Here is a 22,882-nt window from a genome sequence, read left to right as displayed (position 1 = left end):
CAAGGATGTCGCCGTGGATTTCGCGCTGATCCTGGCCAGTCTGCCTTTCGCCCTCGGCATCGTCATGTTTGGTCTGGGCCTCGGCCTGGCCCTGGACGACTTCCGGCGGGTCGGCCGGCATCCGAGGGCGGTCGTGGTCGCGCTGCTCTGCCAGGTGGTGCTGCTGCCGGCGATCTGCTTCGGCGTGGTGCTCGCCTTCCGGCTTTCGCCGGAGCTGGCGGTCGGGTTGATACTGGTCGCGGCCTCGCCGGGCGGCCCGACAGCCAACCTGTTCAGCCACCTGTTCGGCGGGAACGTCGCGCTGAACATCACGCTCACCGCGACCAACTCGGTGCTGGTGGTGGTCACCCTGCCGATCGTGGTCAACCTCTCGGCCGGGTACTTCCTGGCCGACGAGGCCGCGCTCGGGCTGCAGTTCGGCAAGATCATGCAGGTCTTCGCGATCGTGCTCGTCCCGGTCGCGATCGGGATGCTCGTACGCGCGTGGGCGCCGCGGGTGGCGCGGTGGCTCAACCGCCCCGTCCGGGTGCTGTCGGTCGTGGTCCTCCTCGGGGTCATCTCCGCCGTGCTGTTCGCCCAGCGGGCGAACCTCGCCGATCAATTCCTTTCGGTCGGCCTGGCTGTGCTGGCTTTCAACGTCGTGAGCCTGCTGATCGGCTACGGTGTGCCGCGCCTGGCCGGCGTCGACTACCGCGCGGCCGTCGCGGCCGGGTTCGAGATCGGCATCCACAACACCGCGCTCGCCATCACGGTCGCGCTGAGCCCAGCGCTGTTGGACAGTGCCGAGATGGCCGTCTCGGGCGTGGTGTACGGCATCGTCATGTTCTTCACGGCGGCCGGGTTCGGCTGGTTGGTCACCCGTCGAGCCCGGTTGAGCCCAGCTGAGCCCGTCCCGGTAGCTGCCCGTCAAAGCTCGGCGAGGAATCTCTCGGCTCGGCGGGCGAACAGGTAGCACTCGCGTTCGTCGGATCGCTTCCGGGCCTTTTCGGCGGCGGCTCGTACGACGCCCACGGGTCCGCCGCGGGCGTGGAGCAGGCGTGCGTGCAGCAGCAGGACAAGTCCTTCGGCGTAGCGTTGGCCATAGGACTCGAGGGCCCGGTCCGCTCGGTCGAGGGCGACGCCCGCCTCGTCCGGCCTGCCGGCGGCCAACCACATCTCGGCGATCAGTGCGTGGTGATACGCGACGCCCCACCGCGGCGGGTCGACCAGCGTCCCGGTGAGGAGCCGTTCGGCCTCCGCCGCGGTACGGGCCGGGTCGTCGCCGGTGAGGGCACGGGCCCAGTACCAGTTCAGCCGTACGTAGTGTTCCTGCTGGGCGGCGGCGCGGCCCGTGCCCACGGCCATCCACCGCTCGATCGTGCGCGTCACCCAGCCCGCGTCGCCGGCCATCGAAGCGATGATGGTGATGTAGTACGCCCAGGTCGCGACGGCGTACGGGTCCTCGGGGCCGTTCCACTTGTTGATCAGGGTTCCCGCCGTCTCGACGTCACCGTGGAGCGCGGTCACGACGGCCAGCCAGCCGGGCCACTCACCCGAGACGTCACGCCTGATCGGGGTCTCGCTGTGCGACGAGACAACCCCGTCGAGAAGGGCGGGATCGTTGCCACTGAAGCACCGGTATGCCTCGCCGATGTTGCCACTGTCCCACTGATGCAGGCCCCAGGCCTGCCGGCCGTACACCCGGACGACCGGATCGCGGGACGCCTCCCCCTGCTCGGACAGCCGGCGGACCAGACGTTCGCGGTCCCACTCCAGGAAGGTGTAGGCCCCGAACAGCCGAGCGAAGAGGAGGCCGGCGGCCTCGACCTCCTGACCGAGTTGGCGAGCCAGGTGTTCCGCGCGCTCCAGCAGATCGAATGTCGTGCCGCCGAACCCGGCCTGCCGGCGCGGGGCGACGGCGAGGAGCGAGAGGGCGGAGAGCTCGAGTTCCGGGAGTCCGGCGGTTCGCGCGATCTGGGCGGCCAGTTCAAGGTGCTGATCGGCGGCCGCGACCGCGAGCTTGGTCGCGGCGCGGCGGCCGGCGCGCTTCAGCGCCTCCACGGTGCGAACCGGGTCGGCGAGAGGGCCGGCGGCCCGCAGGTGGTACGCGAGGCGTTCGGTGATCGACTCGTCGTCGGTCTGGCTTTCGTCGAGTGCGTCCGCGATGCGCAGATGCAGCCGGACAGCCTGCTGATGCGCCGTCGTCTCGGTGACCGACTCTCGGACTATGTCGTGCGCGAAGCGCCACGAGAACGGGTCCTCGGGCCCCGATTCGAGCAGGCCGAGCGCACGCAGCGGTTCGAGGCGTTCGAGGCACTCCGCGACGTCGATGCCGGCGGCGCGGGCGAGCAGGCCGAGGTCGAGCTCACGGCCGATGAGCGCGGCGACCCGCAGCAGGTCACGACCGCCGTCGTCGAGGCCCACCATCCGATCGCGGACGACGTCTCGCACCGTGGACGGCACCCCGGCGCGAGTCGATGCGTCGACGTCGCCGAACGCGCCGCGGTCGATGAGCAGCCGCGAAAGCTCGCGGGCGAAGAAAGGATTGCCGGCGCTACGAACGTGGATGTTGCGGGCGACGTCGACGCCAGGTTCGTGGCCAGCCTCGCGACGGATGAGTTCGGCCACGTCGGTCAGGCCGAGCGGGCCGAGCCGGATCCTGCGATGGCTGGCCAGGCGGCTGGCGGCCGCCAGTACTCGCGAGAGTTCGGAGCCGGGGCTGGGCGCGCGGTCGCGTAGGGCGCCGATGATCGCGGTGCCAGCGGGTAGGCGGCCCATCACGTGGCCGAACAGCTGGAGCGAGGCGGCATCAGCCCACTGAAGATCGTCCACGACGAGCAGCATCGGCCGTTCTGAGGATGCCTGCGCAATGACGGTGACGACCTGCTCGAACAGACGGAACTGGGCGCGGCCGCCGGAAACCGGCGGCCCGGCATCGTCGTGTCGAGATTCGAGGAGACTACCGAGGCCGCCAGCCAGCGACTTCTCGCGCGCCGAAGGGGGCAGGCTGTCGAGGACGACCGGGAGCGCCTGCTCCCATAGCCACATCGATGGTGTTCCGACGCCTTCCAGGCAGGAAGCCCAGACGACGAGCGCGCCACGCTGGTCCGCCTCGAGCGCGGCCTCCTCCAGCAGGCGCGTTTTGCCCACCCCCGGTTCGCCTTCGATGATGCCGAGCCCGGTGCGGCCGGCGAGCGCGTTCTCGATGGCGCGGCGCAGCACGCCGAGCTCTTCCTCCCGGCCGACCAGGCCGGTTGCCCGCCTCGCCGATACGCGTTCGCCCTCGCTCTCCGTACTCTCCGTACTCGCCGCCGCGGTCGGCCTCGGGGCCTGCGCCAGTACTTGCAGGTGCGCGGCCCGCAGCGCCGGTCCAGGGTCGATGCCGAGCTCCTCGGCGAGGCGGTCGCGGACCGCCTGAAACGCTGACAGCGCCTCCGCCTGCCGCCCCGCGGCGCCGAGGGCGGTGACGAGGCTGGCCTGTACGGGTTCGTGGAACAGCGCCATCGACGCGGCCAGCCGCAACGGCGGGATTACTCGCGCCGGTTGGTGCAACGCCACGGCCAGTTCGGCGGCTGCCACGCAGCCGGCATGGAACTCGTCGTCGAGGGCGGCGAGGACCGGAGGGGCGGTCGATCCGTGGAAGACCCCATCCCCCGCGGGACCATGCCAGAGGCCGAGCGCTTCGACGTAGTGGTCGAGCGCCGCTTCGCGAGCTTCCTCGGCGGGAGCGGCCCGGGCTCTTGCGAGGAGCTCCCGGAACGTGACGAGGTCCAGCGTGCCGGGGCCGGCGACGAACACGTACCCGTTGCCGCGGCGGTGCAGGTAGCTACCAGCCTCCCGGGTGGGGAGCGCGGGTTCGAGCACCCGCCGCAATGCCCCGATGTACTTGTGGATGACGTTGAGCGCGCTGGCGGGGACGTCATCGGGCCAGATCAGGTCGATGAGTTCTCTCGTGCTCACCGGACGGCCCACGTGAGCCAGGAGCAGCGCCAACAGCTGCGCCTGTTGGCGGGGGCCGGCGTCCAGTTCGGCGCCGTCACGCCACACCCGCAACGGACCGAGAATCTGAAGGCGCACCGAACCGGTACCGGCGGGCGGATCTCCGCCGTCGGGCCGAACAGGATTGGCTCGCCCAGCCACGTCTGTCGACTCCCGGAAGAACATGACGGCTCTGTCCGCTTGCGACCTCCGTCGAACCGCGGCGCGCTGATTCTAGCCGAGCTGGGGCGGCCCTGTTGTGGGGAGCCGGCGGCGCAGCGCGGCGGCGACCTCGTCGAGGCGTGCCCCGCGGGAGGCCTTGACGAGCACGACCTCGCCAGCGGCGAGGTCGCCACACAGCCATGCGACGGCCGCGTCGTTGTCGGCCAGCGTCACCGCCCGCTCTCCCGCGCCGTCGGCGATCGGTCGGGCCGCCTCGCCTACCGCGACCACCACGTCGGCGCGGTAGGCGGCGTACTCCCCGACGGCGCGGTGCTCGGCCACGGTGGCGGCGCCGAGCTCGCGCATCTCGCCGAGGACGGCGATGCGGCGTCTGCCCTCGATCGCCGCCAGCGCGTCCAGGGCGGCGCGAGTCGAGTCGGGGTTGGCGTTGTAGGAGTCGTCGAGCAGCGTCGCGCCGCCGGCGAGGTCGCACAGCTGCATGCGCCACTTCGACAGCGAGGCGGTGGCCAGCGCCGCCGCGGTCACGTCGAGGGGTACGCCGGCTGCCAGCCCCGCCGCCGCGGCAGCCGACGCGTTGAGCGCCAGATGGCCGCCGACGAGCGGCAGCATGACGGGAACCGAGGCGCCGGCGGTCCGCAGCGTGAAGGACGGCCGGCCGAGCCGGTCCAGCACCAGGTCGAGCACCCGTACGTCGGCGTGCGCCACCCGGCCGAAGGTCAGCACCGGACCGTCGGTGAGCGAGCGCATCGCGACCACCCGAGGATCGTCGGCGTTGAGGATGGCGGTGCCGCCGGGGGCCAGCCCCGCCACCAGCTCGCCCTTGGCCGCAGCGATGGCCTCGCGTGACCCGAACTCACCGAGGTGGGCCTGGCCGGCGTTGAGGACGACGGCGATGTCGGGCGCGGCCAGGCCCGTGAGTTCGGCGATGTCGCCGATGTGGCGGGCGCCCATCTCAAGGACGAGGAACCGGGTCGCCGCGTCCGCGCGCAGCATGGTGAGCGGCACGCCGAGCTCGTTGTTGAGCGAGCCGATCGTGGCGATCGTCGGCGCGACGCTCGAAAGCACGGCCGCCAGCAGGTCCTTGGTGCTGGTCTTGCCCTGGGAGCCGGTCAGCCCGACAACGGTCAACCCGTCGCGCAGCCGGGCCACGACGTGGGCGGCGAGCGCCTGCAGCGCGGCCTGGACGTCCTCGACGACGACGGTGGGCAGCGGCGTCGGCCGGGAGCCGAGCACGGCCACCGCGCCGGCCCGGCCGGCCTGGCCGGCATAGTCGTGGCCGTCGACGTGCTCGCCGGCGAAGGCGACGAACAGGCCGCCCGGCTCGGCCAGCCGGCCGTCGAGCACGGCCGGCGCGGTCACGGTCACGTCGCCGTCGCCGTCGCCGTCGCCGTCGAGCGTCCCGCCGACGATCGCGACGATCTCGTCGAGGCTGACCGGGATCATGCCTGGGCGGGGCTGGGGCAGGCCGGCGGGAGCAGGCCGCGCGGGCCGCGGCTGACGGTGACTGGTTCGCTGTAGGTCGAGACACGCATGCTCCCGCATGTTGCTGACCGGCGCATATCGTCGGCATATTGAAAAACGCATACGTGCTGGCTACACCGCGCCGCCTTGACTACCGGCATGACCCACAGCGAGCCAGCACGAACAGCGGCCCGCCGCGCCCGACCGCCGGCGCCCTCGTCCCCCTCGTCGTCCTCGGCCGCCCCGGGAACGGGAATCACCATCTATGGGTGCGGGCAGGACGAGGCCATTTTGTTCCGGGAGCTGGCGCCTCGCTTCGGCATCATACCGACCATCGCGGAGGCCGCGGTATCCGAAGCGAACATTGAACTGGCGTTCGGAAACCGATGCGTCAGCGTCGGCCACAAGAATCGGATCGATAACTCGATCGTTCGTGCTCTGGGCCGGGCCGGCGTGGAGTACATCTCGACGCGAAGCGTCGGATGTGACCATATCGACGTGGAATACGCGGAGAGCGTCGGCGTCACTGTCGGAAACATCGCCTACTCGCCGGACAGCGTCGCTGACTACACGCTGATGCTGATGCTGATGGCGGTTCGAGATGCGAAGTCCATGCTCCGCCGCGTGGATAACCATGACTACAGGCTGAATGATGTACGCGGGAGGGAGCTGCGCGACCTGACGATCGGAGTGGTCGGAACGGGGCGCATCGGCGCGGCGGTCATCGACAGGCTGGCGGGCTTTGCGTGCCGAATACTCGCCCATGACAGCCGTCCGAAGGCCTTTGCCCACCACGTTTCCCTCACAGAATTGCTGCGGCAGAGCGACATCGTCACGCTCCATACTCCACTCAACGCGGGCACATACCATATCCTGGACCGTCGGCGTATCGGCCAGATGAAGTACGGCGCATTCATCATCAATACTGGGCGCGGCTCACTTCTCGATACGGAGGCCCTCGTCGAGGCATTGGAGAGTGGCAGGCTGGGCGGCGCGGCTTTGGACGTCCTCGAGGGAGAGGAGGGAATATTCTACGCCGACTGCCGGAACAAACCCGCTGAAAGCAGGTCGCTGTCGCGGCTGCAACGCCTGCCGAACGTGCTGATCAGTCCCCACACCGCCTATTACACGGACCATGCCCTGAGTGACATCGTTGAAAACAGTCTCATCAATTGCCTCGAGTTCGAGAAGGGGAAGGGGAAGTCGGCATGGATAGGCTGAGGGTCGGGATCATCTTCGGGGGTTGTTCCGAGGAGCACTCCATCTCCGTCAAATCCGCGCAGGAGATCGCGAAGAACATCGATGTCGAAAAGTATGAGCCTTTCTATGTCGGGATCACGAGGAGCGGCGCCTGGAAACTATGTGACGGCCCCGGCGCGGCCTGGGAGGACGGTGGTTGCCGTCCGGCCGTCCTGTCGCCGGACCGAAGCGTACACGGCTTGCTCGTCCTGGAGCAGGACGGATACGAGATGATCCGTCTGGACGTGGTGTTTCCCGTTCTGCATGGCAAGCTTGGCGAGGACGGCGCGATGCAGGGACTGTTGGAGCTCTCCGGCATTCCTTACGCGGGCTGCGACGTCCAGAGCTCTGCTCTGTGCATGGACAAATCCCTTGCCTACATCGTCGCCGGAAACGCGGGAATTGCTACCCCGAACTACCGGGCCGTCGCGGCGGACGAGAAGGTCGATCCCGACGGGTTCACCTATCCCATCTTCGTGAAGCCGGCCCGTTCGGGTTCGTCCTTCGGCGTCAGCAAGGTATCTCGAAAAGAAGACCTGCCGAGCGCCGTGGAGGCCGCGAGACGGTACGACTCGAAGGTGTTGATCGAAGAGGCTGTCGTCGGCAGCGAGGTGGGATGCGCGATCCTGGGGGAACGATTCGGACTGGTCGCGGGCGAGGTGGACCGGATCTCGCTGTCTCATGGTTTCTTCAGAATCCATCAGGAGAGTGCGCCCGAGACCGGCTCCGAAAACTCGACAGCAATCGTGCCCGCCGACATCTCGGCGGAGTCCCGCGCGCTCGTCCAGGAGACAGCAAAGGCAATATATCGCGCCCTGGGCTGTAGGGGACTCGCGCGGGTGGACATGTTCCTGACGGAAGACGGAACCGTGGTGCTCAACGAGGTCAACACTCTGCCTGGCATGACCTCATACAGCCGGTACCCGAGAATGATGGCCGCCGCGGGGCTGCCACTCGCAGAATTGATCGATCGGATCGTGTCGCTGACCCTGCACGGAAAAAGGCGATGAAGAACGACTTCGTCTTCGTGGACGAGTTCGTGCCCGGAGTACGCTGGGATGCCAAGTACGCCACCTGGGACAATTTTACCGGCAAACCGGTGGACGGATATCAGGCAAATCGGATCGTCGGTACGAGGGCTCTGTGCGCGGCCCTGGAGAGAGCGGGAGAAAAGGCCGCAGCCTCCGGTTTCGGCCTTCTTCTCTGGGATGGTTATCGCCCGCAACGCGCCGTAGACTGCTTCCTGCGCTGGTCAGAACAGCCGGAGGATGGCCGGACGAAGCCGAGACACTATCCGAACATCGACAGGCCCGAGATGTTCGAAAAGGGATACGTGGCCGCCAGGTCGGGCCACAGCCGGGGCGGCACGGTTGACCTGACGCTCTATCACCTGGCTACCGGCGAGCTTGCCGACATGGGCGGCCGCCACGATCTGATGGATCCGGTCTCACATCACGGCGCAAGAGAGATCACGCCAGTCGAGGCAAGGAACCGTCAGCACCTGTGTTCCATCATGAAGGCCTGTGGATTTGATTCGTACGATCACGAATGGTGGCACTACACGCTGAGGCACGAACCTTACCCAAACACCTATTTTGATTTTCCCATCACGTAGTCGAGCGGGCCGGGGAGTCAGAGTCGGAGAGAATGCCAGGGCTCCATTCCCATGAGGACCTCGGGGCCGTGGCGGTTCCGCTGATCGTCAGCTGTCAGTGTGCGGTGGCGCGACGGGTAGTCGCACCGTGACGCAAAGGCCTCCAGCGTCCCGGGGGGTGAGGGTGATGGTTCCGCCGTGCGCCTGGGCGATGCTCTTGACGATTGCCAGGCCGAGGCCGACCCCCGCGTGGTCGGTGCGGGTACGCCCGGTGCCGCGTTGAAACGGCTCGACAAGCGTGGAAGTCACTTGTGGGGAGAGCTTCTGGCCGGTGTTCTCGACAGTGAGCACCACCGTCGTCGAGTGAACGCTGGTGGTGACCCACACGGTGCCCTGCTCAGGCAGATTGTGGACGATCGCGTTGTGCACAAGGTTCGTGGTCATCTGCAGCAGGAGCGGATATGAGCCGAGGGTGGCGGCCAGATCGCCAGAGGTCTCGATGGCGACGCCATGTTTTTCCGCGAGCGGGAGAAGCGTTTCCGTCGCTTCTTCCGCTGTCAGGGACAGGTCGACGTGTTCTCGGGCGAAGGATCGCTGGTTGGCGCGGCTGAGCAGGAGCAGTGCCTCGGTGAGGTGGATTGCCCGGGTATTGACCAAATGTAGGCGGTCGACGAGTTCGCCGGCATCGCGGTTCGGATCGTTGCGGGCCACGTCGAGCAGGGTCTGCATGATCGCCAGTGGGGTGCGCAGTTCGTGGGAGGCGTTGGCCGCGAATCTCTGCTGTTCGGCGTCGTGTGCTTCGAGCCGCGCGAGCATGGCGTCGAAGGCGTCGGCGAGTTCGCGGAACTCATCCCTGCGGCCTTCCAGTTGGATCCGGTGGGAGAGCGATCCGTTCGCGGCCAGGCGGGTCGCGTTGGTGATGCGCGTCAGGGGCGCGAGCATGCTGCCGGCGAGGATCCACCCTCCCAGCAGACTGAACAGCAGCAGGAACTCCAGCATTGCGGTTGCCTTCGGGACGAAGGCTCGAAGCAGGTCGGAGCGGTCGGGTATGAACATCGAGGTGCCGGGTCGCGATCCCAGCTCGGGAGGTGCTGTGTAGATCCTCTCGGGTACGTAACGCAGCAGGAACACCCACACGACCGCGAGCAGCAAGGTACCCGCCAGCATGAGGAAGCCGGCGTAGCTGAGGGTGAGTTTGAGGCGAACGCTCAAACCGCGCGATCTATTCACGGTCCCCTCCATCACGCCCGGTGTCCGGTGCCGGTGCTGTGTCGATGCGGTATCCGACGCCGGGCACGGTGGCGATGATCCAGGGTTCGCCGAGCCGTTTACGCAGGGCCGAGACCGTGATGCGTACGGCGTTGGTGAACGGGTCGACATTCTCATCCCATGCCCGTTCCAGCAGCTCTTCGGTGCCAATGACACCACCATCGGCGGCGACGAGAACTTCGAGCACGGCGAACTGCTTCCTGGTCAGCGCGACATATCGACCATTCCGGTGGACCTCGCGGCGAAACGGGTCCAGACGCAGACCTGCGAGCTCCCGCACGGGCGGCCTGATATGCGCACGCCTGCGGTCGAGTGCCCTGAGCCTGAGCACGAGCTCTCGCAGCTCGAACGGCTTGGTGAGGTAGTCGTCGGCTCCGAGCTCGAACCCGGAGGCCTTGTCGTCAAGCCGGTCGGCAGCGGTGAGCATCAGGATCGGCATGCCGCTACCGGAAGCGACGATGCTTTCGGCGATCTCGTCACCGGAAGGCCCGGGAATGTCGCGATCGAGGACGGCGATGTCGTAGGCGTTGATGCTCAAAAGGTTCAGAGCGGTGTCACCGTCACCGGCGATGTCGGCCGCGATCGCTTCCAGGCGCAGCCCATCGCGAATGGCCTCTGCCATATAGGGTTCGTCTTCGACGACCAACACACGCATGCTGCGATGCTACGAGCCGGCGCGTATCGCCGGCATACCGAAAATCACGTATGCGCTGACACCGCCGCGCCGGGCGCCGACCACCGGGCCGCCGCCGCGCCCGATGGAGTTCCGGAGCCGCGCCTAGCCGATGGGGGTCAGCCGGACAGGGATGCCGTTGAGGACGGCGTTGCCGGACAGCGGGTCGACCTGGGAGGCGTCCGTGAGGACGTTCGTGTTCACGCCGGGGTGTTCGGCGGCGACCGTCATCCGGGTACCGGCCTGGCCGTGGCCCCAGCCGTGGGGCAGGCAGACGACGCCGGCCATCACCTCGTCGCTCACCTCGACCTGGACATCCAGGGTGCCCGCGGCGGACGCCAGCCTGGACCGGCCGCCGTCCTGGACGCCGTGGCGGGCCGCGTCGTCCGGGTGCACGAGCAGGGTGCAGCGCTCTCGGCCCTTGACCATCGCCGGGACGTTGTGCAGCCAGCTGTTGTTGGTCCGCGGGTGGCGCCGGCCGATCAGCACCAGGCCGGTGTCCGCGCCCACGTCCGCGCTGGCGGCGCCGTCGGTGGCGCTGGCGGCGAGGGTGGCGCGCAGCCGGGGCACGTCCGCCACGATCGGCTCCGGGGCGAGCTCGACCTTCCCGCTGACCGTGCGCAGCATCGCCGGGATCCGCGAGGTGAGCGGCCCGAGGTCCACTCCGTGCGGGTTGGCCAGCAGCCGGGCGAGGCGCATCCCGTCCGGCCGGGCACCGAAGCCGTCACCGAAGTGGCCGGTGCGCAGCGCGACGTCCAGCAGGCGTTCCGGGGCGGTCTCGCCGTCGACGAGCGCGCGCAGCTCCGCCGGGTCGCGGCCGGCGACCGGTGAACCCGGCTCGGCGACCGCGCGGCGCAGCGCCTCGTCGAGCAGCGAGTCGTGGACGGTCGACACGTCGGCGTCGGCCGGCTGGCCGAGCGCGATCAGTGTCAGCCGGGCCAGGAGGTCGTGCTCGGCCATCCCGTCAGGCTCGGGCGGCAGGACCGGTGGCGAGTAGCTGGCCACGGTGCGCACGGCCAGTGCCCCGAACATGAAGTCGTAGTGCCCGACGCGGGCTGGGTCGGTGGGTGGCAGCACGACGTCGGCGTGGCGCGACGTCTCGTTCAGGTACGGGTCGACGCTCACCATGAAGTCGAGCGTGCCGAGCGCCGCAGCCAGCCGCCGCGCGTCCGGGGTGGACAGCGCGGGGTTTCCGGCCACGGTCACCAGCGCTCGCAGCCGGCCGTCGCCGGGTGTGTCGATCTCCTCGGCCAGCGCCGCGACGGGGAGCTCTCCCATCACCTCGGGCAGGCCGCGGACCCGGGTGTGCCAACGCCCGGTGCGCCACCCGCGGCCGCCGGCGTGCCCATCGGGACGCGGCCGGTCGGCGCGGCCGTGGGCACCGCGGCCGAACATCGCCCCGCCGGCGGCGTCAAGGTTGCCGGTCAGCGCGTTCACGACGATCGTGAGCCAGCTCGTCAGCCCGCCGAACGCGACCGTCGTCGTCCCCATCCGGCCGTAGACGGCGGCGCGCGGTGCCGCGGCGAGCTCCCGCGCGATCCGCCGGGTCGTCTCGGCCGGCACCCCGCAGGCCGCCGCGACCGCCTCCGGGGTGAACGGCTCGGCCAGTTCGACGACGCGCTCCACCCCGGTGAGGTGCTCCGCGACCGCGCCGAGGGTGACCTGGTCCGTCACGGCGAGGTGGTTGACGAGCGCGAACAGCCACAGCGCGTCCGTGCCCGGCCGGATCGGCAGGTGCTCGTCGGCGAGGGCGGCCGTGCGCGTCCGCCGCGGGTCGACGACGACGACCCTGCCGCCGCGGGTCCGGATCGCGGCGAGCCGGCCGGGGAAGTCGGGGGCGGTGCACAGGCTGCCGTTCGAGACGGCCGGGTTCGCGCCGAGCATCAGCAGGTAGTCGGTGCGGTCCAGGTCGGGCACCGGGATCAGCGACGGATGCCCGAAGACGTGGCCGCAGGCGGCGTGCATCGGCATCTGGTCGACCGTCGCGGCGGTGAACAGTGAGCGGCTGCCCAACGCGCCGAGGAACGCCGGAACGTGCTGGGCGCCGGACATCGTGTGTGCGTTCGGGTTGCCGAGGTACACGCCGACGGCGTCGCGGCCATGCGCGTCGAGGACCCGGCGCAGGCCGGCCAGCACAACGTCGAACGCCTCATCCCAGCCGACCTCGCGCCAGCCGGCCTCGCCGTGCCGGCCGCGGCTGGCGCCGGCCGCGGCGGCGCGGACGAGCGGACGACGCAGCCGGTCGGGGTCGTTCAGGAGCTGGGGCAGCGCGGCGCCCTTCGGACAGAGGTAGCCACGGCTGAACACGTGCGCCGCGTCGCCGCGCGCGCCGACGACCCGGCCGCCCGCCACCCGCAGCTCCAGCCCGCAGGTCGCCTCGCACAGCGGACAGGTGCGCAGCGCGGTCGTCCCTAACCCAGGAGTCATACCGGGCAGGGTCGCACATCTGATCGGCACCGGCCCGGATCCGCCCGGGTTTCCCCGGGCGGCCTCGCCGCGGGGGAGCTGCCTGCTCGCCGACCCCGTTGACGAGATTCATCATGACGATTATGGTGACCTGCGTCATACGAACCTGGTCTCCGGGAGGGCTGGTCGGCTGTGGCCAACAAGGCAGACGACCCTGTCGAGGGTGTCGAGAAGCCCGCTCGTGTCCAGAGCGGCTGTCCGGTCGTCCACTTAGACGTGTCGCCCGCCCTCGAGGCGGGCAGCTACTGGCGCAAGGCCGACGAGCTTCGGGAGGCGGGCCAGGCGTTCTTCAACACCATGGCCCAGGGCTACTGGATGTTCACCCGGTATGACGAGGTCCGGGAGATCTACCAGCACCCCGAGATCTTCTCCAGCGAGTCGATCACGCCGTGGGAGCCGGAACCGGTGTACCGGTTCGTGCCCACCCAGATCGACCCGCCGGAGCACAGCAAGTACCGCCAGCTCCTGAGCCGCTGGTTCGCGCCGGCCGCGGTCAACGAGGCCGGCCCGGCGGCAGAGGCGATCTGCCGACGCCTGGTCGCCCAGATCGCGCCGAGCGGCGGGTGTGACTTCGTGGCCGAGTTCGCGATGCGGTTCCCCACCGAGGTGTTCCTGACCGTTATCGGTCTGCCAGCCTCCGACGCCGACCTGTTCGTGCCGTGGGTCGAGGATTTCTTCCGCGGGTTCGGTGGCGACCTCGCCCAGCAGGAGGCCATGGCCCGGGCGCTGGACGGCATGCGTCAGTACTGGGTCGACGCGCTGGACGAAAGGCGCGACGAGCCGGTGCCGCGGGAGGGTGACCTCGCCTCACACCTGCTGCACGCCACGCTGGACGGCGAGCCCATCGGTGACGCCCTGATACTCGACATTCTGACCGTGCTCGTGCTCGCCGGGCTCGACACCACCCGGGCGGAGCTCGGCTACCTGTTCCGGCACCTCGCCACCAATCCCGACGACCGGCGCCGGCTCATCGCCGAGCCCGAGCTGATTTCGTCCGCGGTCGAGGAGACGCTGCGGTTCTACACCATCATCTTCGGCGACGGGCGCAAGGTGGCTCGTGACATCGAGTTCCACGGCTGCCCGCTGCGCAAGGGCGACATGGTGTACGGGCTTGTCTCCGGCGCCAACCGGGACCCCAGGGTCTACGACCGGGCGGACGAGTTCGTGCTGGGTCGCACGGCCAACAACCATCTCGGTTTCGCGGCCGGACCGCATCGCTGCCTGGGCGCGCATCTGGCCCGCCGGGTGATGAAGATCGCCGTCGAAGAATGGCTGAAGGTCATCCCCGACTTCCGGGTGGCCACCGACGCGCCGCTGCTCGAACGCGGTGGCGGCTCCATGATGACCCTGCTCACTCTCCCGCTTGCCTGGGAGGTCACCTCGTGAAGATCACTGTTCTTGGCGACCGCTGCACCGGTCACGGGCGCTGTTACAGCATTGCGCCGGACTTCCTCGACTACGACGACGAAGGTTACGTCACGATCCGTGATCAGATCGTCGGTGTGCCGGCTGATCAGGTAGCGGCGTCTCGGGATGCGGCGAGGACCTGCCCCGAACAGGCCATCGAGCTCCTGGAGGACTGAGCGCCGGCGCGGTCGAGCTCGTCGCCAGAAGATAGCGGAGAGTGAGCAGGAGACCAGATTTGGACGCGGCACATCCGAGCGGTGAGCTCGAGGACTTCCGGCGGCGTGCGCGGAGCTGGCTCGCCGAACACGCGGTGTCACAGGACGATCCCGGCCGGCGGGATGCCGGCGCCGGGCAGGGGTCCGACGACGTCTCGGTCTTTCACAACCTGTCCTTCGCCCAGGAGCAGGCACTGATCGAGCGCGTGGCGGCCTGGCAGCGGCAGAAGTTCGACGCGGGGTTCGGCGCGCTCGGCTGGCCGCCCGAGCACGGCGGTGCGGGGCTGGGTCCCGAGTTCGTCGAGGCGTTCGCGGCCGAGGAGGAGCGCTACGACATCCCGGCGCCGCACGAGCTGGTGTCCGTGACCGTCAGTCTGATCGCCCCGACGATTCGCCTGGTCGGTACGCCCGAACAACGCGATCTGCTGATGCGGACCTTCCTGCGGTGCGACAGCCTGTGCTGCCAGCTCTTCTCGGAACCGGGGGCGGGGTCCGACCTGGCGGCTCTGGCGACCAGGGCGGTCCGGGACGGCGACGAGTGGGTGGTGGGCGGCCAGAAGGTGTGGAGCTCGGGGGCACAGTTCGCCGAGTGGGGAATGCTGCTGACGAGAACCGATCCGGACGTCCCCAAACATGCCGGCATCACCGCGTTCCTGCTGCGGCTCGACTCACCCGGTGTGACCGTCCGGCCGCTGCGTCAGATGTCCGGCGGCACGTCGTTCAACGAGGTGTTCCTCGATGACGTGCGCATTCCCGACTCGCTTCGGCTGGGCGAGGTGGGGGCGGGCTGGAAGGCCGCTCTCACGACACTCGGCTTCGAGCGTGAGGGCTCCGGCGGGGGTCATCCCCGGGTGGGCGGCGGATGGCGGGAGCTGGCCCCGCTGGCCCGCGCACTGGGCCGCCTCGACGACCCCCTCGTGCGCCAGCGGCTGGCTGACGTCTACATCAGCGAACGCCTTGCCGAGGTGGCGGCGCTGCGTGAAGCCCACGACCGGCGAGCCGGCCGGCCGCCCGGGCCGGAAGGCTCGTTCCGCAAGCTGCACTGGGTGACGGGTATGGCGCTCGCGTCGCGGGCGGCGGAACTGCTGCTCGGGCCGCGCCTGGCGGCCGACACCGGCGAATGGGGGACCTTCGCCTGGACCAGCCACGTTCTCGGCGCGCCCGGTTACCGGATAGCGGGTGGATCGGACGAGATCCAGCGCAACATCATTGCCGAACGGATCCTCGGGCTGCCGGGTGACGTGCGGGTCGACCGGGACCGGCCATGGCGTGAGATCCCCCGCTGAGCTGGGCTCCGCACCCCCTGGCCCGGGGCATCCGCATGGCTTCGTCCGGGCCCGGCGGGCCATTGCCGCTGTCATTGGGTCTTTTCCATGCCCGACCGATGCACCAACCGGAGGTACTCGATATGCCGTTCGCAGACCTCGACGGAGTCAGGCTTTTCTACTCCGACGACGGCGACGGGGAGACGCCCCTGTTACTGGTGCACGGTCTGGGTGCGGACTCCCACGACTGGATGTTCAACATCCCGGCGCTGTCAGCGTCCCACCGGGTCGTCGCCGTCGACCTCCGAGGGCACGGGCACACGACAGTTCCGACCTCGGGCTATGCCGTCGACAACTACGTCACGGATCTCGTCCATCTGCTGGATCATCTCGACATCGACCGGGTGGTCGCCGTCGGCCATTCGCTCGGCGGCACGATCGTGGCGCACCTGGCCGTCGAGCATCCCGACCGAGTCCTCGGTGTGGTCGAGGTGGACCCAGCCTACGGGTACGACCCTGCCTGGCCCGCAGCATTCCAAGAGGTCGCGGACGCCATCGACGAGCAGGGTTCCGCGGCCGCCGTGCCCGGCCTCGCGGCCTTCTGGACGGCCGAGACTCCGCCGGCCCTGCGCTGCTGGCACGCACGCCAGGTTCTGACCGTCCCCCCGCACGTGCTGGCCGACTCGATGCGGCAGTGGGGCCTGCGGCACCCCGCGACCGTCCTGAGCGACGAGGCGAGAACCTGGCTCGCCCGCAGGCCTGTTCCTGTGCTGGCGATCTACGCCGACCCGGCGCGAGTCGTCTGGGAGGAAAAAACCTTCACCACGGCGAACAGCCGCGCGATCGCCTATCCGGGCGCGGGGCACTGGTTGCACCAGGAGCGTCCGGAGGCATTCAACGAACTCCTCCTCACCTGGCTCGACAGCGTACGGCGCTAAGTCAGCAGGAGCGACCCGAAAGAACGCCTGTCACCGAGAAAGACGTTCGAGCAACCGTAGGAGGCAAGGCGGCATGGCCTGGGACTTCGAGACGGATCCGGAATATGCGCGCGAGCTGGACTGGGCCGAGGAGTTCGTCCGTGAGGAGGTCGAACCGCTCGACTTCGTCATCGAGCACGCCTGGGACGTGCGTGACCCGGTACGGGCGAAGCTGATCCCGCCGCTGCAGGACCAGGTCCGGGAACGGAAGCTGTGGGCCTGCCATCTCGGCCCGGAGCTCGGCGGCCCGGGCTACGGGCAGGTCAAGCTGGCGTTGCTCAACGAGGTCCTCGGGCGTACCCACTCCGGCCCGATCGTTTTCGGCTGCCATGCGCCGGATTCGGGAAACGCCGAGATCCTCGCGCACTACGGCACCGACGACCTGAAGAAGACCTACCTGGAACCGCTGATCGAGAACCGGATCGTCTCCTGTTTCTCGATGACCGAACCGCAGGGCGGCTCCGATCCGACCGGGTTCACCACGCGGGCCCGCCTCGACGGTGACGAGTGGGTGATCGACGGGGAGAAATGGTTCTCCTCGCACGCCCGGTTCGCCTCGTTCCTCATCGTGATGGCGGTCACCGACCCGGACGCGCCGTCGCACCGGCGGATGTCGGCGTTCGTCGTCCCCGCGGACACCCCCGGCATCAATATCGTCCGCAATGTGGGGGTGTCCGGGCATGACGAGCATGAGGGCACCCACGCCTACATCCGCTACGAGGGGGTGCGCGTCCCGGCGGATCATCTGCTCGGCGAGCGGGGCGCCGGCTTCGCCGTGGCGCAGACCCGGCTGGGCGGCGGCCGCATCCACCACGCGATGCGGACCGTCGGGCTGGTCAGGCGCGCGTTCGAGATGATGTGCGAGCGGGCGGTCTCCCGGACCACCAAGGGCGAGGTGCTCGGACGCAAGCAGCTCGTCCAGGAGATGATCGCCGATTCCTGGATCCAGATGGAACAGTTCCGGCTGCTCGTCCTGCGCACAGCCTGGCGCATCGACAGGTACAACGACTACAACAAAGTGCGCGCCGACATCGCCGCGGTCAAGGCGGCGATGCCCAAGGTGCTGATGGACGTCGCGTCCCGCGCGCTGCAGGTGCACGGCTCCCTGGGCATCTCCACGGAGATGCCGTTCGGCCGGTGGGTGCTGGAGTCGTTCCACATGGGCCTGGCCGACGGCCCCACCGAGATTCACAAGGTGAACCTGGCCCGGCAACTGCTGCGCGGCGTCACACCGGCCCCGGGGTTGTTCCCCACCGGCCACCTCCCGTCCCTGGCCGCCGATGCCCGGGCGCGGTACGCCGTCGAGCTCGAGCTCGCGGATGCGGAATGAGCGGCTCGCCCGTCGCGGGCCGCCCGTCGAACGGCATGGAACTCCGCGGTTCTGATCGGTCAAAGGGCACGCGATCATGGTGCGGTCGCACGCCCGGAGGCCCTCCGCCCAGTGACATGCAAGGGGGTACCGGAGCGTGAATCTTGCACCGAGCGAGGAACGCGACGAGCTGCGGAAGGCCCTGCGCTCGTTTCTGGCCGCGCACTCCGCCGAATCCGACGTCCGGCGACTGATGGAGACGCCGGAGGGCTACGACCGGGAACAGTGGGCGAGGCTGGCCGGCGAGCTCGGCCTCACCGGGCTGTGCATCCCGGCCGAGTACGGCGGCAGCGACGCCACCTTCGCCGAGGTCGGCGTGGTGCTCGAGGAGATGGGGCGCACCCTGACGTGCGCGCCGTACCTGTCCACCGTCGTGCTCGCGACCGGCGCGTTGCTGCACATCGACGACGAGGCGGCCCGCAAGGATCATCTGCCCGGCATCGCCGCGGGGGAGACCATCGCGACCGTGGCGGTCGTGGAGGAGTCGGGGCGCTGGGATCCGGCCGATGTCGCGACCACCGCGACGCGCGGCGCGACGGGCTGGGAGCTGCACGGGACGAAGATGTTCGTCATCGACGGACACATCGCCGACCTCCTGCTCGTCGCCGCGCGGACGGGCGACGGCGAGGGATCGGCCGTCAGTCTCTTCGCGGTCGACGGGACCGCCCCGGGTCTGACCCGCGCCGCGATGCCGACGCTCGACCTCACCCGCCGCCAGGCACGCCTCGACCTGGACGCCGTGCCGGGCCGGCTCGTCGGCCCGGAGGGTGGCGCCGGCCCGACCCTCGAGCACCTCGGCTACCTGGCCGCCATCGCCCTGGCCTGCGAACAGGTCGGCGGCGCGGCGCAGGTGCTGGAGACCGCCGTCGCGTACGCGAGGACGCGGGTGCAGTTCGGGCGTCCGATCGGGCAGTTCCAGGCGATCAAGCACCGCTGCGCGGACATGGCGCTCGAGCTGGATGCCGCTCGGACCGCGCTGGCCCATGGACTGTGGGCGGCGGCGACCTCGGACCCCGAGCTGCCCGTCGCCGCCTCCATCGCGAAGATCCGCTGTTCGGAGTGCTTCGCGTTCGCGGCCGCCGAGAACGTCCAGATACACGGCGGTATCGGCTTCAGCTGGGAGCACTCCGCGCACCTGTACTTCCGCCGGGCGACGAGCAACGCGCTGATGTTCGGCGACCCGTCCTACCACCGGGAGCAGCTGATCCGCCAGCTGGAGGCGGCCGGGAGGCTGTGACGAGCTGTGGTGGTCGGGCGCTCGCGATCGCCGGACCCCGAGAACCGACCCGCTGGCCGGCGGAGGACCACCAGCCTTTCCGTCCGACCGGCGAGAACGAGCCGAGGAAGAGGAGAGACATGAAGATCCCGCAGCAGAGCCTGGTCGGCTGATGAGCGTGCCCGCCGCCCCCGGGTCCGACGCGACCGCCGCGGACCCGGTACCCGCGGCGCGGCAGGAACCGACCGTCGCCAAGGTGGCCGAGCGGGGCGGATGTCCCGTGGTCACCTACGACATCATGTCCCCGCGCCCCGTGCTGACCGGTGTCAGGGAGATGGCGGAGCTTCGGGAGGCAGCGCCCGTCTGCTGGAACGATTTCGGTACCGGCTTCTGGATGCTCACCCGTTACGACGAATGCCGGGAGGCCTACCAGAATCCGGACATCTTCGGGAGCGACTCGGTCATACCGCTGGACCCGAACCCGGGTTATCACTGGATACCGACGCATGTCGCGTCGCCCGAGCACAGCTGGTACCGCCAGATCCTGAATCCGCCGTTCTCGCCGCGAGCGGTGAACGCGTTGGTTCCCCGGATGCGCGAGCTGTGCGACCAGACCATCGACATGTTCGTCGATGCCGGCGGCTGCGAGTTCGTCAACGACTTCGCCGCGGTCTACTCCACTCGGGTCTTCCTCTCCCTGCTGGGACTGCCGGCGGCCGACGACGGGCTGTTCGCCGAATGGGTGGACACGGTCTTCGCCGGCTTCACCGATCCCGAGGGGCAGGCCAGGACGCTGGCGGCGGTGACTGCGATGATGGAGTACTTCGTCACTCTCGTCGCGGACCGCCGGGCCGCCCGGCGTGATCCCGAGGGGGATTTCGTCAGCTACCTCATGACGGCGAGGTTCGGGGACCGCCCGCTACGGGACGACGAGATCCTCCAGATGTGCGTCGTGCTGGTGCTCGCCGGTCTCGACACGGTCAAGAGCCAGCTGAGCTACGCGTTCCACCATCTGGCCACCACGCCGGCGCATCGACACCGGATATCGATCGATCCGTCGGTGCTGCCGTCGGCGGTCGAGGAGTTCCTACGCGCCTTCCCGATCATTCAGGATGGCCGCAAGCTCACCCGGGACGTGGACTTCCATGGCTGCCCCATGAAGAAGGGCGACATGGTGCAGCTCACCCTGGGCTCGGCCATGCGTGACCCCAGGGTCTTCCCGAACCCCGACGACGTCGACCTGGATCGCGAGGCCAACCGGCATTTCTCGTTCGCGGCCGGGCCGCACCGCTGTCTTGGTGCGCACCTCGCCCGTGCCGAGATGACCGTCGCGCTGGAGGTCTGGCACAGCCGGATCCCCGACTATCGCCTCGCGGACGACGGGCCGGTCCTCGAACGCGGCGGCGCGGCCGGCCTGGTCGACCTCCAGCTGGCCTGGGACACCGCGGGATAGCGGGTGACAGCGCGGCCGAGAGAGCGTCGCCACCGCCGGCCCGAGACCGGCGGTGGCGACATCGCACGCCTTTGTTCATCTTTCTAATAGCCCGGCGCGTCGCGCTCCGGCGACTACCTGTGGGCCATCGCCTCTCCGGACTCGCATTGGCACGTCATCACCATCGCCAGCGAGAAACCCGGTGTGGACACGGTCATGAACGGCTACCTCGTCCGCGACGGCGAACTCGGCGAACTGATCCGGGGCGAACGACGGGTATTGGAGCGCCGGCGGGGAGCGCCGGTGCGGGTCGTGCTCGATGCCGAGGACGACCGCGGGCGCACGCTGCACGCCGAGGGCGACGTGCGCACCGCGCTGCGCTGGTTCGGGTGGCCCGGCCGGTTGGCGTTCTGGACGCTGACCGACTGGCGCTGGGACGGGCTGCGGGGCTGGGGCGAGGATCAGGAGTTCTTCCCGCGCGAGCAGGTTCGGTCGCTGCGGTCATGAGCGGCCCTGGATAGCCGCTCGTCGAACCACGTCGCCGGCCGCGAGCCGCTGCTCCAGTGTGGTCAGACGACCCGCGGGCGGGTACCAGACTGGCATAACGGCGAAAATCGAGGGACATTCTCATCTTCTGCTGCGACGGTTTGTCCGGGCTTCCCGACACGATCGGCGCCGCCTACGGGAAGACCACGGTGCAGACCTCTGCCGCGCATCTGATGCGCTCGGCGATGCGGTACGTTTCCTGCACGGAAGGAATTCGCTGCGGCGACGCGGCGGATCTATACGGCACGCGGGCCATGGTCAGCGGAACGCTGGAAGAGCCCCTACACAAATAATCTGACGGCTTCCGCCGAGCCCGGCCTCCGCGCGCGCCGTGTCCGCCTGTAACGACGTCCACACCAGGGTCCGCAACAGGAAGGAATCCGATGCGCCGGAGAAGGCTGTTTGCCTGCGGCACCGTCGTGGCGGCCACCCTGGCTGCCGCCGCCACCCCAGTGGCCGCCTCCACCGACGCGTTGCGCGACCGGCAATGGGGACTCGACCAGATCCACGCCAAGCAGGCCTGGGCGCTCAGCACTGGCTCCGGGGCCACGATCGCGGTCGTGGACACCGGCATCGACCTCGGCCACCCCGACCTGCACGCTAATCTCGTCCCCGGCGCAACCTTCGTGGGCTGCGCGGCCGAGGCGCCCTGCGGGCTGGGCGACTGGAAGGGCGTGGACGGCACAGGGCAACAACCCGACGTGCACGGCACGCACGTCGCCGGCATCGCCGCGGCCGTCGCCGACAACGGCCTGGGCATCGCCGGGGTCGCTCCACGTGCGCACATCATGCCGGTCAAGGTGCTCGAGAACGGCAGCGGCTCGTTCGCCGACATCGCGGCCGGCATCACATGGGCGACCGACCACGGCGCGAACGTCATCAACCTGAGTCTCGGCGCAATGCCGGGCGCGCAGGTTCTCACCCTGACCGGATTGCTCGGCGACGTGACCGATGCCATCGGCTACGCGGCCTCGCGCGGCGTGGCCGTCATCGCCGCGGCCGGCAACGAGACATCTCCGTTGTGCAGCACTCCCGCGTTCAATCCCGGCGCGCTCTGCGTGGTGGCCACCGACCGCACCGAACTCAAAGCCACCTACTCCAACCTGGGGCTCAAACCAGACAGCAAAGCGGTCGCGGCCCCAGGCGGAGCGGCCTTCCTCGGCTGCGCCGACGACGTCTATTCCGCCGTGCCCCGCGGCACCGGCTCCCGCACCTGCGGCTACACCGACTACGACGCCTTTGCCGGCACCTCCATGGCCGCCCCGCACGTCGCGGGCGTCGCCGCCCTGCTCTTCGCTCAGGGGCGCACGCTGCCCGACGTCGAACGGGCCCTGCTCACCACCGCCCGTACACCCATCGCCAACCTGCGGGGCGTGTTCACGCCGACCTACGGCTGGGGCATCGTCGACGCATACGCCGCTACCTTGACGAGGTAGGCGCCCAGACACCTGGCACGATGGAAGCGCAGAGCACCGGGCCCGCTCGGATGCTCGGCGAGCGAGGGCTCCTCAGTCACACGTCCGAGTTGCTGTTCGACCTACGCCGCACCGCCCTCGTCCACAACCTCCACGTCATCGCCAGCCACAGAAACGATCAGCAGGCAGCCTGACTAC

The 22,882-nt window shown here is 69.4% G+C and carries 20 protein-coding genes; 15 read left to right on the top strand and 5 right to left on the bottom strand.

Annotation, left to right across the window (positions count from 1 at the left end):
- Positions 1 to 13: 13 nt before the first annotated feature.
- A complete protein-coding gene (locus tag FRCN3DRAFT_RS45540) occupies positions 14 to 952 on the top strand; it encodes a bile acid:sodium symporter family protein (protein WP_083401821.1) in 939 nt (312 codons plus the stop codon).
- Here the strand turns inward: FRCN3DRAFT_RS45540 and FRCN3DRAFT_RS0221355 are convergent.
- The gene (locus FRCN3DRAFT_RS0221355; RefSeq protein WP_007510126.1) at positions 907 to 4,143 is read right to left on the bottom strand and encodes an ATP-binding protein; all 3,237 of its coding nucleotides are present in this window, start codon (positions 4,141 to 4,143) and stop codon (positions 907 to 909) included. The two genes, FRCN3DRAFT_RS45540 and FRCN3DRAFT_RS0221355, sit on opposite strands and share 46 nt — an antisense overlap.
- 48 nt (positions 4,144 to 4,191) lie before the next feature.
- Positions 4,192 to 5,583, bottom strand: a complete 1,392-nt coding sequence (locus FRCN3DRAFT_RS45535; RefSeq protein WP_007510127.1) for a UDP-N-acetylmuramoyl-tripeptide--D-alanyl-D-alanine ligase — start codon at positions 5,581 to 5,583, stop codon at positions 4,192 to 4,194.
- Positions 5,584 to 5,760: 177 nt separating this feature from the next.
- On the opposite strand from FRCN3DRAFT_RS45535, the gene FRCN3DRAFT_RS0221345 reads away from it, so the two are divergent.
- Genes FRCN3DRAFT_RS0221345 through vanX form a run of 3 tightly spaced genes read left to right on the top strand, consistent with a single transcriptional unit; the run spans position 5,761 to position 8,455 of the window.
- The gene (locus FRCN3DRAFT_RS0221345) at positions 5,761 to 6,822 is read left to right on the top strand and encodes a D-isomer specific 2-hydroxyacid dehydrogenase family protein (protein WP_083401817.1); all 1,062 of its coding nucleotides are present in this window, start codon (positions 5,761 to 5,763) and stop codon (positions 6,820 to 6,822) included.
- Positions 6,810 to 7,850, top strand: coding sequence for a D-alanine--(R)-lactate ligase (gene vanA, locus FRCN3DRAFT_RS0221340; protein ID WP_007510129.1), 1,041 nt, complete (start codon positions 6,810 to 6,812; stop codon positions 7,848 to 7,850). The genes FRCN3DRAFT_RS0221345 and vanA overlap by 13 nt, the downstream gene beginning before the upstream one ends.
- Complete coding sequence (gene vanX / locus FRCN3DRAFT_RS0221335; RefSeq protein WP_007510130.1) at positions 7,847 to 8,455, top strand: D-Ala-D-Ala dipeptidase VanX; 609 nt, start codon at positions 7,847 to 7,849, stop codon at positions 8,453 to 8,455. The genes vanA and vanX overlap by 4 nt, the downstream gene beginning before the upstream one ends.
- Before the next feature lie 87 nt (positions 8,456 to 8,542).
- Here the strand turns inward: vanX and FRCN3DRAFT_RS0221330 are convergent, their stop codons facing one another.
- From FRCN3DRAFT_RS0221330 to FRCN3DRAFT_RS0221315, 3 genes are all read right to left on the bottom strand, one after another.
- Positions 8,543 to 9,664: a sensor histidine kinase gene (locus tag FRCN3DRAFT_RS0221330; RefSeq protein WP_007510131.1), complete on the bottom strand. Its 1,122-nt coding sequence runs from the start codon at positions 9,662 to 9,664 to the stop codon at positions 8,543 to 8,545.
- Positions 9,657 to 10,358 carry a response regulator transcription factor gene (locus tag FRCN3DRAFT_RS0221325; RefSeq protein ID WP_007510132.1) on the bottom strand — a complete coding sequence of 234 codons (702 nt, stop codon included), beginning with the start codon at positions 10,356 to 10,358 and terminating at the stop codon, positions 9,657 to 9,659. The genes FRCN3DRAFT_RS0221330 and FRCN3DRAFT_RS0221325 overlap by 8 nt, the downstream gene beginning before the upstream one ends.
- A 123-nt stretch (positions 10,359 to 10,481) precedes the next feature.
- Positions 10,482 to 12,803: a molybdopterin-dependent oxidoreductase gene (locus FRCN3DRAFT_RS0221315; protein ID WP_035925039.1), complete on the bottom strand. Its 2,322-nt coding sequence runs from the start codon at positions 12,801 to 12,803 to the stop codon at positions 10,482 to 10,484.
- 255 nt (positions 12,804 to 13,058) lie between these two features.
- Here FRCN3DRAFT_RS0221315 and FRCN3DRAFT_RS45530 point away from each other — a divergent pair, with 255 nt between their 5' ends.
- The 11 genes from FRCN3DRAFT_RS45530 to FRCN3DRAFT_RS55205 all read left to right on the top strand — a co-directional run bounded on the left by FRCN3DRAFT_RS45530 (position 13,059) and on the right by FRCN3DRAFT_RS55205 (position 22,878).
- The gene (locus FRCN3DRAFT_RS45530) at positions 13,059 to 14,228 is read left to right on the top strand and encodes a cytochrome P450 (RefSeq protein ID WP_035925037.1); all 1,170 of its coding nucleotides are present in this window, start codon (positions 13,059 to 13,061) and stop codon (positions 14,226 to 14,228) included.
- On the top strand, positions 14,225 to 14,425 hold the full coding sequence (locus FRCN3DRAFT_RS0221305; protein ID WP_007510135.1) for a ferredoxin: 201 nt from the start codon (positions 14,225 to 14,227) through the stop codon (positions 14,423 to 14,425). Before FRCN3DRAFT_RS45530 ends, FRCN3DRAFT_RS0221305 begins: the two co-directional genes overlap by 4 nt.
- Positions 14,426 to 14,484: 59 nt before the next feature.
- Positions 14,485 to 15,750, top strand: a complete 1,266-nt coding sequence (locus FRCN3DRAFT_RS0221300) for an acyl-CoA dehydrogenase family protein (protein WP_007510136.1) — start codon at positions 14,485 to 14,487, stop codon at positions 15,748 to 15,750.
- A 122-nt stretch (positions 15,751 to 15,872) separates the two neighbouring features.
- Positions 15,873 to 16,667, top strand: a complete 795-nt coding sequence (locus FRCN3DRAFT_RS0221295; RefSeq protein WP_007510137.1) for an alpha/beta fold hydrolase — start codon at positions 15,873 to 15,875, stop codon at positions 16,665 to 16,667.
- 73 nt (positions 16,668 to 16,740) lie between these two features.
- Entirely contained in the window at positions 16,741 to 18,036 is a 1,296-nt protein-coding gene (locus FRCN3DRAFT_RS0221290; RefSeq protein WP_007510138.1) for an acyl-CoA dehydrogenase family protein, read from the top strand.
- A gap of 136 nt (positions 18,037 to 18,172) precedes the next feature.
- Entirely contained in the window at positions 18,173 to 19,312 is a 1,140-nt protein-coding gene (locus tag FRCN3DRAFT_RS0221285; RefSeq protein WP_007510139.1) for an acyl-CoA dehydrogenase family protein, read from the top strand.
- A gap of 151 nt (positions 19,313 to 19,463) precedes the next feature.
- The gene (locus FRCN3DRAFT_RS45525; RefSeq protein WP_007510140.1) at positions 19,464 to 20,744 is read left to right on the top strand and encodes a cytochrome P450; all 1,281 of its coding nucleotides are present in this window, start codon (positions 19,464 to 19,466) and stop codon (positions 20,742 to 20,744) included.
- A gap of 117 nt (positions 20,745 to 20,861) precedes the next feature.
- Entirely contained in the window at positions 20,862 to 21,230 is a 369-nt protein-coding gene (locus FRCN3DRAFT_RS45520; RefSeq protein WP_442960536.1) for a DUF7064 domain-containing protein, read from the top strand.
- Between the two features lie 116 nt (positions 21,231 to 21,346).
- The gene (locus FRCN3DRAFT_RS58210; protein WP_116439446.1) at positions 21,347 to 21,562 is read left to right on the top strand and encodes a transposase; all 216 of its coding nucleotides are present in this window, start codon (positions 21,347 to 21,349) and stop codon (positions 21,560 to 21,562) included.
- Between the two features lie 126 nt (positions 21,563 to 21,688).
- Positions 21,689 to 22,705: a S8 family serine peptidase gene (locus tag FRCN3DRAFT_RS0221260; protein ID WP_198536012.1), complete on the top strand. Its 1,017-nt coding sequence runs from the start codon at positions 21,689 to 21,691 to the stop codon at positions 22,703 to 22,705.
- Positions 22,706 to 22,725: 20 nt separating this feature from the next.
- Positions 22,726 to 22,878: a hypothetical protein gene (locus FRCN3DRAFT_RS55205; RefSeq protein WP_198536011.1), complete on the top strand. Its 153-nt coding sequence runs from the start codon at positions 22,726 to 22,728 to the stop codon at positions 22,876 to 22,878.
- Positions 22,879 to 22,882: the final 4 nt, after the last annotated feature.

The organism is Pseudofrankia saprophytica (assembly GCF_000235425.2).
GTDB lineage: Bacteria > Actinomycetota > Actinomycetes > Frankiales > Frankiaceae > Pseudofrankia > Pseudofrankia saprophytica.
This window is presented reverse-complemented; position numbering and strand designations above follow the sequence as displayed.